Below are 17,647 nucleotides of genomic sequence, written 5' to 3' on the forward strand. Positions count from 1 at the left end.
TGGATTCTGATTGCCGCACGCTTAGCAGGAGCGCGGTCTCATGAACTGGACTGACGAGCGGGTCGAACTTCTCAGAAAACTGTGGTCGGAGGGTCTGAGCGCAAGCCAGATTGCTGCGCAGCTCGGAGGGGTCAGCCGCAACGCGGTCATCGGCAAGGTGCACCGGCTGAAACTGTCGGGCCGCGGGCGCGCAACGGCGGCGCCGGCACGCCAGAAGAAGACGGCGCAGGGATCGACCGTTCAGAAATCGGTGGCGCGGGCGGCAAGCGCGTCACGCCACGTCACGACATCAATCGGCGCGACGGCCTTGCAGACCCAGTTCGACGCCGAACCGGTGGCGCGGCACTATATCCGGCCAGTCGAGAACGTCGTGGTACCGATCTCACGGCATCTGCAGCTTGTCGAACTGACCGAGCGAACCTGCAAATGGCCGAACGGCGATCCGCTTTCGGAAGACTTCAATTTCTGCGGCAACGAAGCCGCCGAAACCGGCCCTTACTGCAAATACCACGCCCGCGTCGCGTTCCAGCCGGCGGCGGAGCGGAGGCGGAACAGGTAAGTAAGGGAATAGGGGAGTAAGGCAGTAGGGCAGTATGTTTTGAGCTGCGCTTGTGAGCGCCTTAACCTACTGCCCTACTGCCCTACTGCCCTACTGCCCTACTGCCCTACTGCCCTACTGCCCTACTTTCACAGCCACCCGTTCTTGCGAAACCGCCAGTACAGGACCGCGCAGATCAGCGCGATGGTGGCCAGTACCATCGGGTAGCCATATTCCATCCTCAGTTCCGGCATGTCGGTGAAATTCATGCCGTAGATGCCGGCGAAGGCGGTCGGCACGGCCAATATGGCCGCCCATGAGGCGAGTTTCTTCGAGATCGCCGTTTCCTGGCTCTGACCGACCAGCAGGCTCGCCTCGAAGGCGAAAGCCAGCACCTCGCGCAGGCTGTCGATCTTTTCCTGGACGGTCCGGATGTGGTCGGTCACGTCGCGGAACAGCGGGTGCATGGCGGAATGGATCTGCGGCAGGTCGGCGCTGGTCAGCCGGCGGCAGACTTCCACCAGCGGCAGCGCTGCATTGCGCAGGCGCAAGAGGTCGCGGCGCAGCATATAGAGCCGCTCGATGTCGGGGCCGGTCATCGGCTTCAAAAGGACCTTGTCCTCGATCGCCTCGACCTCGTCCTCGATCTGCTCGAGCACCGGCATGTAGTTGTCGACGATGAAGTCGAGAATGGCATAGAGGACGAAATCCTCGCCCTTGGCCAGCGAATGCGGGCAGCTTTCCCAGTGCTGGCGCACGGCGGCATAGGATGTCGAAGGCCCGTGCCTGACGCTGACGATGTAGCCGCTGCCGACGAACAGATGCGTCTCGCCGAAGGTGACACGTCCTTCGATCAGCTGCGCGGTACGGGCGACGATGAACAGCGCATCGCCATATTGTTCGATCTTGGGCCGTTGATGCGGATGTTCGGCATCCTCGATCGCCAGTTCGTGCAGATGAAATTGCGCCTGGACACGCGACAGAAGCTCCCGGTCGGGTTCAAGCAGCCCGATCCAGACGACGTGTCCCGACTTCTTGGCCCACTCGCCGGCTTCCTCGATCGGGATGTCGGCAATGCGACGCCCGGCGGTATAGACGCCGGAGGCGATGATGCCTGACTGCGGCGGCGCGGGCTTGAACTCCCGGACATATTCCATCGCTGCCTCCCGAAAGCATTGCCCTCACTGGGGAACCAACCCGTCTGGCATCGGGATAGTTTAGCGCAATATGATCAAGCGTTCGAGAAAAAGTGCACTCACTTCGCCGACGGTGGCGGTGAAAGGCCTATCTTGTCCGTCTTGTCGCCCTTCGGCCGGTCCGCGGGCATCTGGTCGCCGGTGACGATGTAGTAGATGGTCTCGGCGATGTTGGTGGCATGGTCGCCGATGCGCTCGATGTTCTTGGCGCAGAACAGGAGATGCGTGCAGGGCGTGATGTTGCGCGGATCTTCCATCATGTAGGTCAGCAATTCGCGAAACAGCGACGTGTACATGGCATCGATCTGGTCGTCGCGGTCGCGCACGAAACCGATCTTCTCGACCGAGCGCGACGCGTAGACGTCGAGAACTTCCTTGAGCTGGGTCAGCGCCAAATTGGCCAGGGCCTCCAGGCCACGGAACAGGCTGGTCGGCTGGCGCCCGTCGGTGACGGCGACCACGCGCTTGGCGACGTTCTTGCCGAGGTCGCCGACCCGTTCGAGGTCGGCGGAAATGCGGATGGCGCCGACAATCTCGCGCAGGTCCGTCGCCATCGGCTGGCGTCTGGCGATGATGATGATCGCCTTGTCGTCGATCTCGCGCTGTCCCTCGTCCAGCACCGCGTCGTCACGGATGACCTTCTGGGCCAGTCCCGGATCGGCGTTGACCAGGGCGGCGACCGCCTGCTCGACCATGCGTTCGGCATGGCCGCCCATCGCCGCGATGCGCTTCGACAGATATTTCAGTTCCTCGTCGTAGGCGCTCACTATGTGCACGGACTGCATGGACGAATGCCTTCCCACGGATGTCTTGAGTCGTTTCCTTCGAATCCCCGCTGATACGCTAACCGGATGACAGAAAAAAGAAACGGCCTCTGGGAAAACTAGGGCAGTATCAGTGCGCCGGCAAATGAACAGAGAAGGCGGCGCCCTTGCCGACCTCCGACCTGATCGTCAGCCTGGCGTTGTGACGCGTCAGGATATGCTTGACGATCGACAGGCCGAGGCCGGTGCCTTTCTGGGTCCGGCTGGTCTCGACATCGATACGGTAGAAGCGCTCGGTGATGCGCGGAATGTGCTCCTCGGGAATGCCGGGGCCGAAATCCCTGATCGTCACGTCGACACCGGGTTCGGAACCATCGTCACCGGGCGCGATCGACACGATGACGCGGCCGCCCGACTGGCCGTATTTGCAGGCGTTCTCCAGAAGGTTCTCGAAAACCTGGAACAGCTCGTCGCGGTCGCCCGGCACATCGAGCGGCCCGTCGGCGAAATCGCGCTCGATGACGACGCTATTTTCACGGGCCAGCGGGGCCAGGGAATCGATGACGCTGTCGACGGTCTGGCGCAAATCGACCTCAGTTCCCGGCTTGAGATAAGGCTTCATCTCCAGTCGCGACAGCGACAGGAGATCATCGATCAGACGCGCCATGCGGCCGGTCTGGTTCTGCATGATCTGCAGAAATTGCTCGCGCGCCGCCGGATCGTTGCGGGCCGGTCCGCGCAGCGTTTCGATGAAGCCGGAGATAGAGGCCAGCGGAGTGCGCAATTCGTGGCTGGCATTGGCGATGAAGTCGGCGCGCATGCGGTCGATGCGCCGCGCTTCGCTCTGGTCCTTGAACACCAGCACGTAAAGATCGGTGCCGTGTCCGACCGATGACGCGCTGACCCGGTAGGCGCGCTCGACCGGCAGCTTCTCGGTATAGTCGACGACATCCGACGCGACGTTGCCGGACAGCACACCGTCCAGCAGGGCCTGCATTTCCGGCGCCCGGAATTTCAGCGACAGCGATATGCCCGGCGCAATCCCGGCAAAGGCGGCGAAGGCAGCGGCGTTGGCATGGACGATGGTGGCTGCATGGTCGAAGATGATGAGCGGGTCGGCGACGGCCGCCGCCAGATACTCGCCTGAGAGCCGCTGCAGGCCGATCGCTTCGATCGACGCCGCACCCTCAACCGATTGGAGGGCACCGGCCGTCGGCAACATCGCGGCCGCGAGCAGCAGGAGCAGCGCCGGCACCAGCACGTAAGCGGAAATACCCGCGAAGGCGAAGGCGATCAGAACCGCCGCGACACCGGCCGCAAGCAGCCAGCGGCTGTTCCACAGCCTGACGGCCAAGGTCCGTGCCATTCCTTTCTGCTCTGCGTCCAGGTCTGTCATCCGCCCGTGTGCCCGCGCCTATGCCGTCCCCACCGGTCGTGCGGCGACGGAAACTTCCGCTGGACCGCTCCGGAGGCTCCCAATAGCATGAGTCCGGATGCTTAAAAGGGTTCGTCTCGATGAAAAAAGCCAAGGAAGACTCCGCCGCGCCGACTTCGGGTCCGCTGAAAATCAGGATCGGCGGCAAGGAGCGGGAGTTCGATATCGAGAATCCCGAGCTTCCAGATTGGGTCGAGGACAACAAGCTGACCGCAGGCGGCTATCCCTACGACAAGAAAATGAAAAGCGACGAGTATGACGAGACGCTCGAGAAATTGCAGATCGAGCTGGTCAAGGCGCAGGCGTGGTTGCAGGCGAGGGGCAAGCGGGTGATGGCGCTGTTCGAGGGACGCGACGCCGCCGGCAAGGGCGGCACGATCTTCGTGGTGCGCCAGTACCTCAACCCACGCACGGCGCGCAACGTGGCGCTGACCAAGCCCACGCCCACCGAACTCGGACAATGGTACTACCAGCGTTATGTCGACCATTTCCCGACGGCGGGCGAATTCGTCACCTTCGACCGTTCCTGGTACAATCGCGCTGGCGTCGAGCCGGTGATGGGGTTTTGCACGCCGCAACAGCACGAGAAGTTTCTCGACGACACGCCGCATTTCGAGCGGATGATCGTCAATGACGACATCCACTTCTTCAAATTCTGGCTGAATATCGGCCGGGAAACGCAGCTCGAGCGCTTTCACGATCGCCGGTACAGCCCGCTGAAGAGCTGGAAGTTCTCGCCGATCGACATTTCCGGCATTACCAAATGGGACGATTACACCAAGGCGCGCGACACCATGTTCGAGCGCACCCACAAGGAATTCGCACCGTGGATCATCGTGCGGGCCAATGACAAGCGCCGTGCGCGGCTGGCGGTGATGCGGCGCATCCTGTTGTCGCTGCCCTATGAGGGGCGCGATCTCGATGTCGTCGGCAAGGAAGACAAGAAGATTATCGGCGAAGGGCCGTCATTCCTTGGCAAGGAAGGCTGATACCTGCCGTGCCGCGTGACGTCCACGCGGCACGGCATTGTTGGCGATCCTCAGGCCGTGCCGCGTGACGTCCGCGCGGCACGGCATTCTTGGCGATCCTCAGGCCGCCAGCCTGGCGATGCGCTGCAATCGCCGCAGCGTGGTGTCGTCCTGAAGCGCCTGCTGAAACAGCGATATCTCCTGGTCGATGCGGTCGCACAGCGCACCAGTGTTGCCCTTGAGCAGGCCACGCGTCTGCAGCAAGGCGGCGACCGGCTTCTTGGCGAGCTGCCTTGCCCGGCCAAGCGTCGCTTCCTCGACACCGTCGTGCACGATCTCGGCGACGAGGCCGAGCGCCCTGGCGTCCTCGGCATGGAGCGTGTCGCCGAGGCAGAAGAAGCGGAAGGCGCCGGCATAGCCGAGCTTCTGCGGCGCCAGGATGCTGGTCGCGGCGTCCGGCACAAGGCCGAAATCGACGAACGGCACCCGGAACGTGCTCTTGCCGGAAGCAATCACCATGTCGCAATGGAACAGGATGGTGCAGCCGACGCCGACGGCATCGCCGTCGACGCAGGCCAGGATCGGTTTGGGAAACGTTGCCAGCGTGCGGAACATGTCGGTGACGGCGGCGATCAGTTTCTGATGCTTGCTGGCATCGAGGAACTCGGAAAAATCGCCGCCGAGGCAGAAGCAGCCGGCCAGGCCACGCAGCACGACGACACGTACTTCGTCATTCTCGGCGGCTTCGTGGAACGTCCTGGCAAGGCTTTCATAGGCTCGTCTGTCGAGCACCGGCCGGCCATCATTCGACGACACGGTGACGACCAGCGTATGGTTGCGCAGTCCAGGTTGCGGGTGCATGGCGATTTCCGATCTCATGACGCCCGCCTTTGACCGAACATGTCGGGATATCCCCGGGCCAGGACCGGGGCATGGTGATTGCGGCGCGAACGCACCACGTCCAGCGTGTGCTCGTTGAAGGAGAGCAGCGTCGCCACGACCTGCTGGTTGCCGTAGGTGCGCTGATAACCCAGCGGCGTCGCCAGGAAATGCAGCTGCAACGCGCGCAGCACCCACATCGGCTCGAACTCGATGATCACCTTGTCGACGCCGCGCTTCAGCCCCCACTCGACGAAGCCGGCTATCAGTTCGGTGCCGACGGTCGAGACGCCACGACGGCCATCGCGAAATCCGGGAGCCACCGCATAGCGGGTCAATTCCCAGATATTTGGACCCGATGGCGGCGTGCCTTCGGAAAGGTCGGTCAAAACCTCGGTCAACAGATGCGGCCGCGTGGTCGGGAGCATCCTCTGATAGCCAGCGACTTCGTTGCCTCGGATGACGATCTGATGCACCGCCTCGTCATGATCGAACTGGTCGACCTCGAATCCGTCCGGGCGGCGCAGATCCTCCCACCCCATCTCCTCGACGAAAATCTGATAGCGTAGCCGATGGACCGCCTCCCAAAGGTCGGGGCGTTGCATCAATTCCTGGGTTGTAAGACAAAAAAGCATACTGCCGTCTCCTGTGTTCAAAGGATGATACGGCCGTGCTTTGATGAGAAAATTGCGTGATCACGTAGGCGGGAGTTCGATCACGTAGGCGGGAGTTCTAGGTCGGCACGGCCGACCTAACTAATGTAGCCGCGTCTTATCGCTTCGGCGACAGCCTGAACTCTATTGACGGCACCGAGTTTGCTTTTGGCGTTAAGAAGATGTTTCTCCGACGTGTGTTCGGAGATGCCGAGGATTTGCGAAATCTCCCATTCGGACTTGCCGACGGCGGCCCATTGCAGGCATTCGCGTTCACGTGGCGTCAACTCGACATGGTCGATGGTGTTGCCGGACATGGTGTGGAGCTGCATGGCGCGGCCAACCGCATAGGTCGAGACCAGCGACACCAGACCGAACTCGGCCGCCGACAGCTCCACGGCCTCGCCGCCCAGCGACACCATGACGATCTGGCCGTCGAGCGTGATCAGCGGGAAGGCCAGCCCGTCGCGCAGCTTGAACGCGCCGGCATCGCCCATCACTTCGCCGCTGCTCTTGTCGATGCGAATGTCCTGGGCAGCTTCGCGCCACTGGAAAGGTGCCTGCAACTGCTTCATATGGCTGACCACGGGATCGTGATCGACATAGTTGCGCGCTACGTAGCGCTCCAGCCATTCGACAGGCCAGTCGCAAAGCAGCACGTGCTGCTTTTGCTGCCCGGCCGGCGTGCCTGGCTGCGGAACGGTTCCTGCCATCAGCGCGGTCAAACCGAAATCCGATGTTATACCCAACAGTTTCTCACAGACCGCCGCCGCCGTTCCTGCGTGCTGCAGTTGGTCTATGTATTCCAGCGTACGATCAAATTGACCCATCGCAACATCAACCCCATGTTGCCTCATGCATTGAGACCGATGGTCCATGCATTGTCTGCACTTTGCCACCGACCGCCGATTGCAACGCGCCCGTTTCCGGTTGTGGTTCTCGACCCTGGTCCCCCAACCAGGGCAGCCACCGCTGTTTGCAAACACGCTAAAGCATATCCTGAAATCGGCGCGTTGAAATCAAAAACCATTGTGCCTGTACCATTTTCGTACCAAAACCGCTGCGAACACGAGTGCGGCGGAGTTCTATCGTGGCGTTCCAATGGCGGTTCCTGGTCCTGGCCTCGATGATGATTGCGGTGCTGCCATTGGCTGGCGCGCGCGCGGCGGAACCGCAGGTGCCGGTGCTGTGGGACGCCAAGGAGCGGCTGCCCAAGCCGGACCTTTCCGCGCTGCCGCGGCTGCGATTCCTGACGACCACGGATTTTCCACCCTTCAACTTTCTCGACAGCTCGGGAAAATTGTCCGGTTTCCACATCGACCTGGCGCGCGCCATCTGCGCGGAACTCGGCATCGTCGACAAATGCCAGATCCAGGCCTTGCCGTGGACTGAGCTCGAAGGGGCGCTCGAGAAGGGCGAGGGCGAAGCGATCATCGCCGGCATCGCCGCGACGCCGCAGTCGCGCCAGACATACGCCTTCTCGCGCTCCTACCTGCAGTTCCCGGCACGTTTCATCATGCCGAAGGGCAAGGCATTGCTGGAACCGATCTTCGACAAACTGCGCGGCAAGCGCGTGGGCGTGATATCAGGCTCGGCACATGAGCGCATGCTGCGCGACTATTTCAGCACGGTCCAGGTCGTCACCTTCGACGGACCCGAAGCCCTCTACAGCGATCTCAAGGCGGGCAAGATCGACGCGGCCTTCGGCGACGGCATGCGCTTCGCCTTCTGGCTGGGCGGCTCGGACGCGGCAGGCTGCTGCCGCTTTGCCGGCGGCCCCTATCTGGCTCCCGAATATCTGGGCACGGGCATGGCCATCGCCACGCGGGCGGACGATCCGGCGCTGGCGGCGGCGCTGGATTACGCGCTGCAGGAAATTTCGGTGAAGGGCACCTTTGCCGAATTCTACCTGCGCTATTTCCCGGTCAGCTTTTTCTGATCCGGTTCCGGTCAGTTTTTTCTGATCCGAACGGACTGCCGTCAGGTCAGTGTGCGCAGCCGCGCCTTGGCGGCGCGGCCGATGGCGGCGACGGTCAGTGTGTCGAGATCGAGCTCACGCCGGATCAGTTGCAGCACCCGCACTTCTTCCAAGCGCATTTCGAGATCGACGGCGGCCACTTCGAAGGCGGCGGCGTAGGCGGTGTCGCGCAGGCGCTCCGGCAGGGCCTCGCCGACCTGGGCCAGCACACCCTCGAGACCGTCCTTTTCATGCAGCAGTTTCTGGCAAGCCTGGGCGACGGGAACCAGCCCGTCCTGCTTGAAATCCTCGAACACCGGCCATGAGCGAACAACATCGCCGATCCTGGCCAGTTCGACATCGGTCATATCACGGTCGGAGGCCGAGGTGATGACCATCAGGTAGATCAGGGCTTCATGCGGGGACGGCGATGGCATTGTTTGCTCCTTGAACGGGCTTCGAAGGTAGGAACGTGCCCCAACGGCCGCAAGGAAAAAGCGCCGCGCGCGTTGACGCTCCGGCCACGCGCGCCTAGAGACCGGTTGAAAATCGACACTTGCGGCCATATCGCGAATTTGGCCCGCGAATAATTGGAAAACAGGACCATGGCGGGATCAAACATCATCGATCTCAATCCCGAACTGCTGGCGGCGGCGGCCGAGAGCAAGGCATGGCCGTTCGAGGAAGCCAAAAAGATCATCGAACGCTACAAGGGCGCCGACTTTCCCGAAACCATCCTGTTCGAGACCGGCTACGGACCGTCCGGCCTGCCGCATATCGGCACGTTCGGCGAAGTGGCGCGTACCTCAATGGTGCGGCATGCGTTTCGTGTGCTGACGCAGGACAAGGTCGCGACCAAGCTGCTCTGTTTTTCCGATGACATGGACGGCATGCGCAAGATACCCGACAGCGTACCGGATCGGGCGGCGCTGGAACCGCATCTGCACAAGCCGCTGTCTTCGGTTCCCAATCCGTTCGGCGGCGACTATGCGAGCTTTGCCGACCACAACAATGCGATGCTGTGCCGCTTCCTGGACACGTTCGGCTTCGACTACGAATTCGCCAGTGCGACGCAGTACTACAAATCGGGCCGTTTCGACGCGATGCTCAAGCGCGCCGCCGAGCGCTACGACCAGATCATGGCGGTGATGCTGCCGACGCTCGGGCCGGAGCGGCAGGCGACCTACAGCCCATTCCTGCCGATTTCCCCGAAGAGCGGGCGGGTGCTTTACGTGCCCATGAAGCATGTCGACGCCAAGGCCGGCACCATCACCTTCGACGACGAGGGCACGGAGACCACGCTTTCGATCACCGGCGGCCGGGTGAAGCTGCAGTGGAAGCCGGACTTCGGCATGCGCTGGGCAGCGCTTGGCGTCGATTTCGAAATGTTCGGCAAGGACCACCAGACCAATGCGGTGGTCTACGACCGCATTTGCAACATTCTGGGCGGGCGTGCGCCGGAGCATTTCGTCTACGAGCTGTTCCTGGACGAGAACGGCCAGAAGATCTCGAAGTCGAAGGGCAACGGGCTGACCATCGACCAATGGCTGACCTATGCGCCGACCGAGAGCCTGGGGCTCTACATGTACCAGCGGCCGCGGCAGGCGAAGAAGCTCTATTTCGACGTCATCCCGAGGGCGGTGGACGAGTATTACACCTTCCTTGGCGCCTACCCGCGCCAGGACTGGAAGGAACGGCTGGGCAACCCTGTCTGGCACATGCATGACGGCAACCCGCCGGCCATCGACATGCCGGTGCCGTTCTCGCTGCTGCTCAATCTGGTCAGCGCTTCCAATGCGCAGAACAAGGACGTGCTGTGGGGCTTCATTTCCCGCCACACGACGGGCGTAACGCCAAAGACGCATCCGGAGCTCGACCAGCTGGTCGGCCATGCGATCCGCTATTTCGACGATTTCGTGAAGCCGACAAAGACCTTCCGCCCGGCCGACGAGATCGAGCGCGAAGCGCTGCTGGCCCTCGACAAGGCGCTTGGCGACTTGCCGGCGGACGCCGGTGGCGAAGCGATCCAGAACGCCTCGCTCAACGTGGCGCGCAAGATCGAGCGCTATCAGGATCATTCCAAGCAGAGCCCGGAAGGTGGCCCGGGCGTTTCGGGTGCCTTCTTCCAGATGATCTACCAGGTGCTCATCGGCCAGGAGCGCGGCCCGCGCTTCGGATCGTTCGCAGCGCTCTACGGCGTCGCCGAGACCCGCGCGCTCATTCAGAAGGCGTTGGCGGGACAGCTGGCTTGAGGGCGCCGTCGACCTCTTCCAGGATCGAGCCCGGCGCCTGAGGCGCCGGGGCGGGCGCGGCCGGCGCCGCCGAGATGCCGGCAAGGTTCGGCGCCGATCCGAAAATACCTTTCTTTTCGTTGCGGGCCTTTTCGCCGGCATCGACATAGGGTCCGCCTTTGGCGGCGCGCGCCCAGCCGTTCTCGACCAGCCATTGACCGATATCCTGCTTGCCGATCCGGCATTCCGCCGCGACCAGGTCGCGGCCGCCCTCGGGGGGCACGGTGCAGACCACGGCGCGGCCGCGCAGAAAGGCGCGGAACGCCGTGCGGGCGCGGATGCCGCATGGCCAGGATTTGCCATCCGTAGTGCAGGTCTCGTCCTGCCCGACGACGTCGATGCCGGAGACCGCGACCGAATAGCCCTTCGCCTCGATCAGGCCGGCGGCCGATGCGACCGGCTGAAACAGCTTCGTGCCATTCCAGTCGTCGGGCATCTTCGGCTTGGGCGGCATGGCGAGTGCGAGTTTGCTCAACGGTTCGCGCGGCTCGACCCGTTCGAGTTCACCGGTTGGCAGTTCCGGCGGGGCGACGAGGGCTGGATCGATCGCCCTCGAATGCGGCGACGGCGGCTTTGGCGGTTGCGAGGGCGTGGGAAGAGCTGAGGTGGCCGGCTCCTCGGACCCCGCATCGGTGCCGGCTTCAGCGATCGTATCGGCGCCAGGATCGATCTGATCGACCGTAACGGCGCTTTCGCTTTCCTTCAGCGTGCGCCCGCCGGCGATGACCAGCGCCGCCATCACCGGGACCATCAGAACCGCAAGGACAAGATGGGGGAACCGCATCGGTCGGACCTACTGGCTTGCCCAGACAATCCGCGCCACCCACTCGACCTCGCGCATGGAGATGTCGCGGTCGGGATGATCGGGATTGAGCGAGACCAGTGAAATCGACTTGACGGTCTGGCGTTCGAGCACCTTGGCCATCACCTCGCCGGCAGTGGTCTTGACGACGACACGATCGCCCTTGCGGGTGACCGCGCCCGGCTCGACGATGAGGACGTCGCCATTGCGGTAGAGCGGCAACATCGAATCGCCCTGCACCTGCAGTGCGTAGGAGCTCTCGGTCGATTGCGCCGGCAGTTCGACCAGATCCCAGCCCTGTCCCGCCGGAAAGCCGGCATCGTCGAAGAAGCCGCCGGCGCCGGCCTGGGCAAAACCGAGCAAAGGCACCGACCGTCTGCGGCCATCCCGGGCGTCATGGACAAGTCCGGCCCTGCCTTCGATCAGCCCGGTGAATTCGTCGAGCGACGCCCCTGTCGCCTCGATGATCTTGGCCAATGATTCGGTCGATGGCCAGCGGGGCCGGCCATCCGACGACAGGCGTTTCGACTTGTTGAAAGCGGTTGAATCGAGCCCTGCGCGCCTTGCCAGACCCGAGGCCGAAAGCGAATAGCGCTCGGCAAGAGCATCGATGGCAGCCCAGACACGGTCGTGCGAGAGCATGTCGTGCTCTCCTCCGAAACAGGAAAAAATGCCTTTTCCTTCTAGTCTTCGAATGCCGGTTTGTCCACCGGCGTGCGGCCGTGACGCGCGTTCCCGTCGGCTGGGCAAACTCCGATTGCGGGATTAATCCGCCGCCTTGGCAAGGCTGCGCAAACCCTGGTGCGATGTCATGAAAATCCGCTCTTCCTGCGTTGGCGGTCGCGGATTTACAGCACGGCCAAGTGCGGTCACAACCTCGTCTATGTCGAGGAAGCGTCGAACTTTGCGGTCGTAGACGCCGGCCGTCGTCAGGATCAAGGCGGCCGTCTCGCCATTGTCGAGGACGAAACGGTGCTTGCCGATGACCTGGGTTCCTTCCCAGGTCTCGATCGAGGACACCACCTCGAAACGGCGCCACAGCCTGATCTCGTGGGCATAGACCACCTGCAGTCCGCCCATCATCGGCGCCCAGCCATTCTTCCGCGCCAGCCTGATAAGGCCGGCACGGACGAACAGGTCGATGCGGCCGAGATCGGCCAGCATCATGTATCGCGCATTGTTGAGATGGACGTTGAAATCGATGTCGGTCGGCAGGCAGCGAAAGCCCAGCCGGCTTTCGCCGCCCATTACGTAGGGGCCACGGCTTCTCGTCGTGGCCAGCATGCGCGCCATACGCGCCCAGACGTACATGATTTACATCAGGCGGCCTGCTTCACGTCGCCCTTGGCGTAGGGATCGAAGCGTTCGTAGAAGGTTTCGCCCTTCTCGGCCATGTCGAGCAGCAGCTTCGGCGCCTTGAACTCGGCCCCGCATTTCTTCTGCAGGCCCTTGGCGATCTTGACGAATTCCTTGGCGCCGATGCCGTCGATATAGGACAGCGCGCCGCCGGTGTAGGGCGCGAAGCCGAAGGCCAGGATCGAGCCGACATCGGCCTCGCGCGGATCGGTGACGATCCCCTCCTCCATCACCCGCGCCGCTTCCAACGCGATGGTGACGAGCAGACGTTGCTGCAGCTCCTCATAGTCGACCTTCTCGGGTGCCAGTTGCGGATAGAGATCCTTGAGGCCGGGCCACAGCTTCTTCTTGGCGGGCTTGGCCGGATAATCGTAAAAGCCCTTGCCGTTCTTGCGGCCGAAGCGGCCATGATCGTCGACCATGGTGTTGATCAGCCCCATCTGCTTGGGGTCGACAGCCTTGTCGCCGAGATCCCTGATGGTCTGCTTCATGATCTTCTGGGCAAGGTCGATCGCCGTTTCGTCGGTTAGCGCCAGCGGCCCAACCGGCATGCCGGCTGCCTTGGCCGCATTTTCGATCATCGGCGCGGGCACGCCTTCGATCAGCATCTTGTAGGCTTCCGACATATAGCGCAACACGCAGCGGTTGACGTAGAAGCCGCGCGTGTCGTTGACGACGATCGGCGTCTTCTTGATGGCGCGCACGAAGTCGATCGCGGTCGCCAGCGCCTTGTCGCCGGTTTTTTTGCCCAAGATGATCTCGACCAGCATCATCTTGTCGACCGGCGAGAAGAAATGGATGCCGATGAAGTTCTTCGGCCGCGCCGAATTCTTGGCCAGGCCGGTGATCGGGATGGTCGAGGTGTTGGAGGCGAAGATCGCCGACGATTTCAGCACCGCCTCCGCCTGTTCGGTGGCGGCTTTCTTGACGGCGGAATCCTCGAACACCGCCTCGACCACCAGATCGCAGCCGGCAAGGTCGGCATAGTCGGCCGTCGGCGTGATCAGCGACAAAAGCTTGTCACGCTCCTCGGGCTTGGCGCGACCCTTCTTGACCTGATCGGAGGCCAAGCTGTCGGAATGCGCCTTGCCCTTCTGCGCCGACTCCATGTCGCGGTCGAGCAGCACCACCGGGATGCCGGCCTTGGCCGTGACATAGCCGATGCCGGCGCCCATGAAGCCGGCGCCGAGAATGCCGATCTTCTTGAATTTGGTTTCCGGCACGCCGGCCGGGCGGCGTGCGCCCTTGTTCAGTTCCTGCAGCGACACGAACAGCGAGCGGATCATCGCCGCCGCTTCCTTGGTCTGCATGATCTCGGTGAAATAGCGCTGTTCGATCCTGAGCGCGGTGTCGAACGGCACCAGCAGGCCTTCATAGACGCATTTCAGGATCGCGGCGGCTGCCGGATAATTGCCATAGGTCTCGCGGCGCAGGATGGCGATGGCCGGCGGCCAGAGGTTGAAGCCGGCGGGTGTATAGATCTGGCCGCCAGGCAGCTTGAAGCCCTTCTCGTCCCACGGCGCCACCGGCTTGAGCCCGTTCCTGATCATCGCCTTGGCGGTCTCGACCAGCCTGGCCGGCTCGGCGATCTCGTGGATAAGCCCCATGGACTTGGCCCTCTGCGGCGACAGCGTCTGGCCGGAGGTCAGCATCTGCAGCGCCTGCTGCTGATCGGTCAGCCGCGGCACGCGCTGGGTGCCGCCGGCGCCCGGGAAGATGCCGATCTTGACCTCGGGAAGCGCCATCCTGACCTTGTCGCTGTCGGCTGCTACGCGGCCGTGGCAGGCGAGCGACAGCTCAAAAGCGCCGCCCATGCAGGTGCCGTTGATCGCCGAAACCCACGGCTTGCCTGAGGTCTCCAGCTTGCGGAACAGGCCGGTCATATAACCGGCATTCTCGAACAGCGCCTTGGTCGCCTTTTCGGCATCCTTGCCCTTGTCCGTGGCGAAAGTCGCCAGCATCTTCTGCAGCAAGGTGATGTCGGCGCCGCCGGAGAACGTGTCCTTGCCGGAGGTGATCACCGCGCCCTTGATGGCCGCGTCGCCGGCCACGTGATCGACAATGGCGTTCAACTCGCTCATCACCTCTTCGGTGAAGACGTTCATCGAGCGGTCCGGGCTGTTCCAGGTGACCAGCGCGATGCCGTCGGCGTCGATGTCGAGGGTGAAATTGGTGTAGCTCATTTTCTCTCTCCCCGTCAGACGCGTTCGATGATGGTTGCGGTGCCCATGCCGGCGCCGATGCACAGCGTCACCAGCGCGGTGTTGAGGTCGCGGCGCTCGAGTTCGTCCAGCACAGTGCCGAGGATCATCGCGCCGGTGGCGCCGAGCGGATGGCCCATGGCGATGGCGCCGCCATTGACGTTGATCTTGTCGTGCGGGATGTCGAAAGCCTGCATGTAGCGCAGCACCACCGAGGCAAAAGCCTCGTTGAGTTCGAACAGGTCGATGTCGGACAGCTTCATCTTGGCGCGCTTCAACAGCTTCTCGGTGACGTCGACCGGACCGGTCAGCATCAGTACCGGCTCCGAGCCGATGTTGGCGAAGGTGCGGATCCGCGCGCGCGGCTTCAGGCCCATGGTTTTCCCGGCCCTCTTCGAACCGAGCAGCACGGCCGCCGCGCCATCGACGATGCCGGACGAATTGCCGGCATGGTGGACGTGGTTGACCTCTTCCACCTCGGGATGCTTCTGCACCGCGACCGCATCGAAGCCGCCCATTTCGCCGGGCATGACGAAGGACGGATTGAGCGAGGCCAGTGACTGCATGTCGGTCGACGGACGCATATGCTCGTCATGGTCGAGGATGGTCAGGCCGTTCTGGTCCTTGATCGGGATGACGGAGTTCTTGAAACGGCCATCGGCCCAGGATTTGGCGGCGCGCTTCTGGCTCTCGACCGCATAGGCGTCGACATCGTCGCGGGAGAAGCCGTATTTGGTGGCGATCAGGTCGGCCGAGATGCCTTGCGGCACGAACCAGCCGGGCAGGCCGACCGAAGGGTCCATGAACCAGGCGCCGCCCGAGGCGCCCATGCCAACGCGCGACATGGATTCGACACCGCCGGCGACGACGATCTCGTCGGCGCCCTGGGCGATCTTGGCGGCGCCGAAATTGATGGCGTCGAGACCGGAGGCGCAGAAGCGCGAGATCTGCATGCCCGGTGCCTTGTTGTCGTAGCCGGCCTCGAAGGCGGCGGCGCGCGGAATGACCGAGCCGGCCTCGCCGACCGGGTCGACGCAGCCGAAGATGATGTCGTCGACATTGCCGGTATCCAGCCCATTGCGGTCGCGCAAAGCCTCGAGCGTCTTGGCGGCGAGCCGTACCGCCGGCACCTCGTGCAGCGACCCGTCCTTCTTGCCCTTGCCCCGCGGCGTGCGCACGGCGTCATAGACATAAGCGTCAGCCATTTTTCTGCTCCTTGGGTTTGCCGGTCGTCGCTCTCAGAGCGAGCGGCCGATCAGCAATTTCATGATCTCGTTGGTGCCACCGTAGATGCGCTGGACGCGGGCGTCGCGGAACATGCGGGCGATCGGATATTCATTCATGTAGCCATAGCCGCCATGCAATTGAAGGCATTCGTCGACGACTTTTCCCTGCAGATCGCTGAGCCAGTATTTGGCCATCGACGCCGTCACCGGATCGAGGCCGCCATTGATGTGGCGGGCGACGCAATCATTGTAGAAGACGCGGCCGATGGTGGCCTCGGTCTTGAGTTCGGCCAGCTTGAACTGGGTGTTCTGGAAGTCGATGATCGCCTTGCCGAACGCCTTGCGCTCCTTGACGTAGTCGATGGTCAGCGCCAGCGCCCGCTCGATCATGGCGATGGCGCCGGTGCCGATCTGCAGCCGCTCCTGCGGCAGCTGCTGCATCAGCTGGATGAAGCCCTGCCCTTCCTCATGGCCAAGCAGGTTGGAGGTCGGCACGCGCACGTCGTTGAAGAACAGCTCCGACGTGTCGTTGGCCTTCAGCCCGATCTTGTCGAGGTTTCGGCCACGCTCAAAGCCTTCCACTTCATCTGTCTCGACGACGATCAGCGAGGTGCCCTTGGCGCCCTTTTCCGGATCGGTCTTGGTGACGACGATGATGAAGTTGGCGAGCTGGCCGTTGGTGATGAAGGTCTTGGAACCGTTGATCTTGTATTGGTTGCCATCCTTCTGCGCTCGCGTCTTGACACCTTGCAGGTCCGAGCCGGCGCCCGGTTCGGTCATGGCGATGGCGCCGATCAGTTCGCCGGTCGCCAGCTTCGGCAGCCACTTCTTCTTCTGCTCTTCCGAGCCGTAGTGGAGGATGTAAGGGGCGACGATCGAATTGTGCAGGCCGATGCCGAAGCCGTCGACACCGACATGGCCGATGGCCTCGATGATGGCGCTTTCATGCGCGAAGGTTCCGCCCGAGCCGCCATACTCTTCCGGCATCGAGGCACAGAGCAGACCGGCGGCCCCCGCCTTCAGCCAGCTTTCGCGGTCGACCATCTCGTTCTTCTCGAACTCGTCGTAACGCGGCGCGATCTCCTCCGACATGAAGCGGACCGCCATGTCGTAGAGCATGCCGACCTCGTCCGCCGCCCAGGCGGGTTTCGGCAAAGAAAGCGCTTCAGCTGGATTTGTCATGCCGTTTCTCCCGCGCCGACGTCCCCCTCCCCCTCGAGGGGAGGGTGGCCGCGAAGCGGTCGGGTGGGGTCGCCGATGACGTGCTCGACCTTATCTTCGAAACTGACGCGGGTTTGGGGCATTGCGATCATTCTCCTCCCAAAGCGCCAACCAGCCGGCGCACTGCACGCAGGACCCCTCCCGGCCCTTCGGGCCACCC

At 63.0% G+C, this 17,647-nt stretch carries 17 protein-coding genes; 4 read left to right on the top strand and 13 right to left on the bottom strand.

The window, feature by feature from the left end; all coding sequences use genetic code 11:
- Positions 1–40 precede the first annotated feature (40 nt).
- Positions 41–559: a GcrA family cell cycle regulator gene (locus X741_RS157195; RefSeq protein WP_023777200.1), complete on the top strand. Its 519-nt coding sequence runs from the start codon at positions 41–43 to the stop codon at positions 557–559.
- Between the two features lie 128 nt (positions 560–687).
- Here the strand turns inward: X741_RS157195 and X741_RS157190 are convergent, their stop codons facing one another.
- The 3 genes from X741_RS157190 to X741_RS157180 all read right to left on the bottom strand — a co-directional run bounded on the left by X741_RS157190 (position 688) and on the right by X741_RS157180 (position 3,894).
- Entirely contained in the window at positions 688–1,695 is a 1,008-nt protein-coding gene (locus tag X741_RS157190; protein ID WP_013897272.1) for a magnesium and cobalt transport protein CorA, read from the bottom strand.
- A 98-nt stretch (positions 1,696–1,793) separates the two neighbouring features.
- Positions 1,794–2,519: a phosphate signaling complex protein PhoU gene (gene phoU / locus X741_RS157185; protein ID WP_023777201.1), complete on the bottom strand. Its 726-nt coding sequence runs from the start codon at positions 2,517–2,519 to the stop codon at positions 1,794–1,796.
- A 109-nt stretch (positions 2,520–2,628) separates the two neighbouring features.
- The gene (locus X741_RS157180) at positions 2,629–3,894 is read right to left on the bottom strand and encodes an ATP-binding protein (protein WP_023777202.1); all 1,266 of its coding nucleotides are present in this window, start codon (positions 3,892–3,894) and stop codon (positions 2,629–2,631) included.
- Positions 3,895–4,013: 119 nt separating this feature from the next.
- Between X741_RS157180 and ppk2 the strand changes: the two genes are divergently transcribed.
- Complete coding sequence (ppk2, locus tag X741_RS157175) at positions 4,014–4,922, top strand: polyphosphate kinase 2 (protein WP_023777203.1); 909 nt, start codon at positions 4,014–4,016, stop codon at positions 4,920–4,922.
- A gap of 99 nt (positions 4,923–5,021) precedes the next feature.
- On the opposite strand, the gene X741_RS157170 is transcribed toward ppk2, so the two are convergent.
- From X741_RS157170 to X741_RS157160, 3 genes are all read right to left on the bottom strand, one after another.
- A complete protein-coding gene (locus X741_RS157170) occupies positions 5,022–5,780 on the bottom strand; it encodes an enoyl-CoA hydratase-related protein (RefSeq protein WP_031249924.1) in 759 nt (252 codons plus the stop codon).
- The gene (locus X741_RS157165; protein ID WP_023768365.1) at positions 5,777–6,415 is read right to left on the bottom strand and encodes an acyl-homoserine-lactone synthase; all 639 of its coding nucleotides are present in this window, start codon (positions 6,413–6,415) and stop codon (positions 5,777–5,779) included. Before X741_RS157165 ends, X741_RS157170 begins: the two co-directional genes overlap by 4 nt.
- Before the next feature lie 116 nt (positions 6,416–6,531).
- A complete protein-coding gene (locus X741_RS157160) occupies positions 6,532–7,263 on the bottom strand; it encodes a LuxR family transcriptional regulator (protein WP_013897278.1) in 732 nt (243 codons plus the stop codon).
- A 260-nt stretch (positions 7,264–7,523) separates the two neighbouring features.
- Between X741_RS157160 and X741_RS157155 the strand changes: the two genes are divergently transcribed.
- A complete protein-coding gene (locus X741_RS157155; RefSeq protein ID WP_023768367.1) occupies positions 7,524–8,372 on the top strand; it encodes a transporter substrate-binding domain-containing protein in 849 nt (282 codons plus the stop codon).
- Positions 8,373–8,413: 41 nt separating this feature from the next.
- On the opposite strand, the gene X741_RS157150 is transcribed toward X741_RS157155, so the two are convergent.
- Complete coding sequence (locus X741_RS157150) at positions 8,414–8,827, bottom strand: tellurite resistance TerB family protein (RefSeq protein ID WP_023777205.1); 414 nt, start codon at positions 8,825–8,827, stop codon at positions 8,414–8,416.
- A 168-nt stretch (positions 8,828–8,995) separates the two neighbouring features.
- Here X741_RS157150 and X741_RS157145 point away from each other — a divergent pair, with 168 nt between their 5' ends.
- Complete coding sequence (locus X741_RS157145) at positions 8,996–10,642, top strand: lysine--tRNA ligase (RefSeq protein WP_023768369.1); 1,647 nt, start codon at positions 8,996–8,998, stop codon at positions 10,640–10,642.
- Here the strand turns inward: X741_RS157145 and X741_RS157140 are convergent.
- The 6 genes from X741_RS157140 to X741_RS157115 all read right to left on the bottom strand — a co-directional run bounded on the left by X741_RS157140 (position 10,608) and on the right by X741_RS157115 (position 17,448).
- A complete protein-coding gene (locus X741_RS157140; RefSeq protein WP_031249925.1) occupies positions 10,608–11,465 on the bottom strand; it encodes a thermonuclease family protein in 858 nt (285 codons plus the stop codon). The two genes, X741_RS157145 and X741_RS157140, sit on opposite strands and share 35 nt — an antisense overlap.
- Before the next feature lie 9 nt (positions 11,466–11,474).
- On the bottom strand, positions 11,475–12,125 hold the full coding sequence (locus tag X741_RS157135; protein ID WP_023777207.1) for a helix-turn-helix transcriptional regulator: 651 nt from the start codon (positions 12,123–12,125) through the stop codon (positions 11,475–11,477).
- Between the two features lie 123 nt (positions 12,126–12,248).
- Positions 12,249–12,794 (bottom strand): thioesterase family protein, encoded by a 546-nt coding sequence (locus X741_RS157130; protein WP_023777208.1) that lies wholly within the window; start codon positions 12,792–12,794, stop codon positions 12,249–12,251.
- A gap of 8 nt (positions 12,795–12,802) precedes the next feature.
- Positions 12,803–15,022, bottom strand: a complete 2,220-nt coding sequence (locus X741_RS157125) for a 3-hydroxyacyl-CoA dehydrogenase NAD-binding domain-containing protein (protein WP_023777209.1) — start codon at positions 15,020–15,022, stop codon at positions 12,803–12,805.
- Between the two features lie 14 nt (positions 15,023–15,036).
- A complete protein-coding gene (locus X741_RS157120) occupies positions 15,037–16,245 on the bottom strand; it encodes an acetyl-CoA C-acetyltransferase (protein WP_023777210.1) in 1,209 nt (402 codons plus the stop codon).
- A gap of 33 nt (positions 16,246–16,278) precedes the next feature.
- On the bottom strand, positions 16,279–17,448 hold the full coding sequence (locus X741_RS157115; RefSeq protein WP_023777211.1) for an acyl-CoA dehydrogenase family protein: 1,170 nt from the start codon (positions 17,446–17,448) through the stop codon (positions 16,279–16,281).
- Positions 17,449–17,647 lie beyond the last annotated feature (199 nt).

This window comes from Mesorhizobium sp. LNHC221B00 (genome assembly GCF_000502935.1).
Lineage (GTDB): Bacteria > Pseudomonadota > Alphaproteobacteria > Rhizobiales > Rhizobiaceae > Mesorhizobium > Mesorhizobium opportunistum.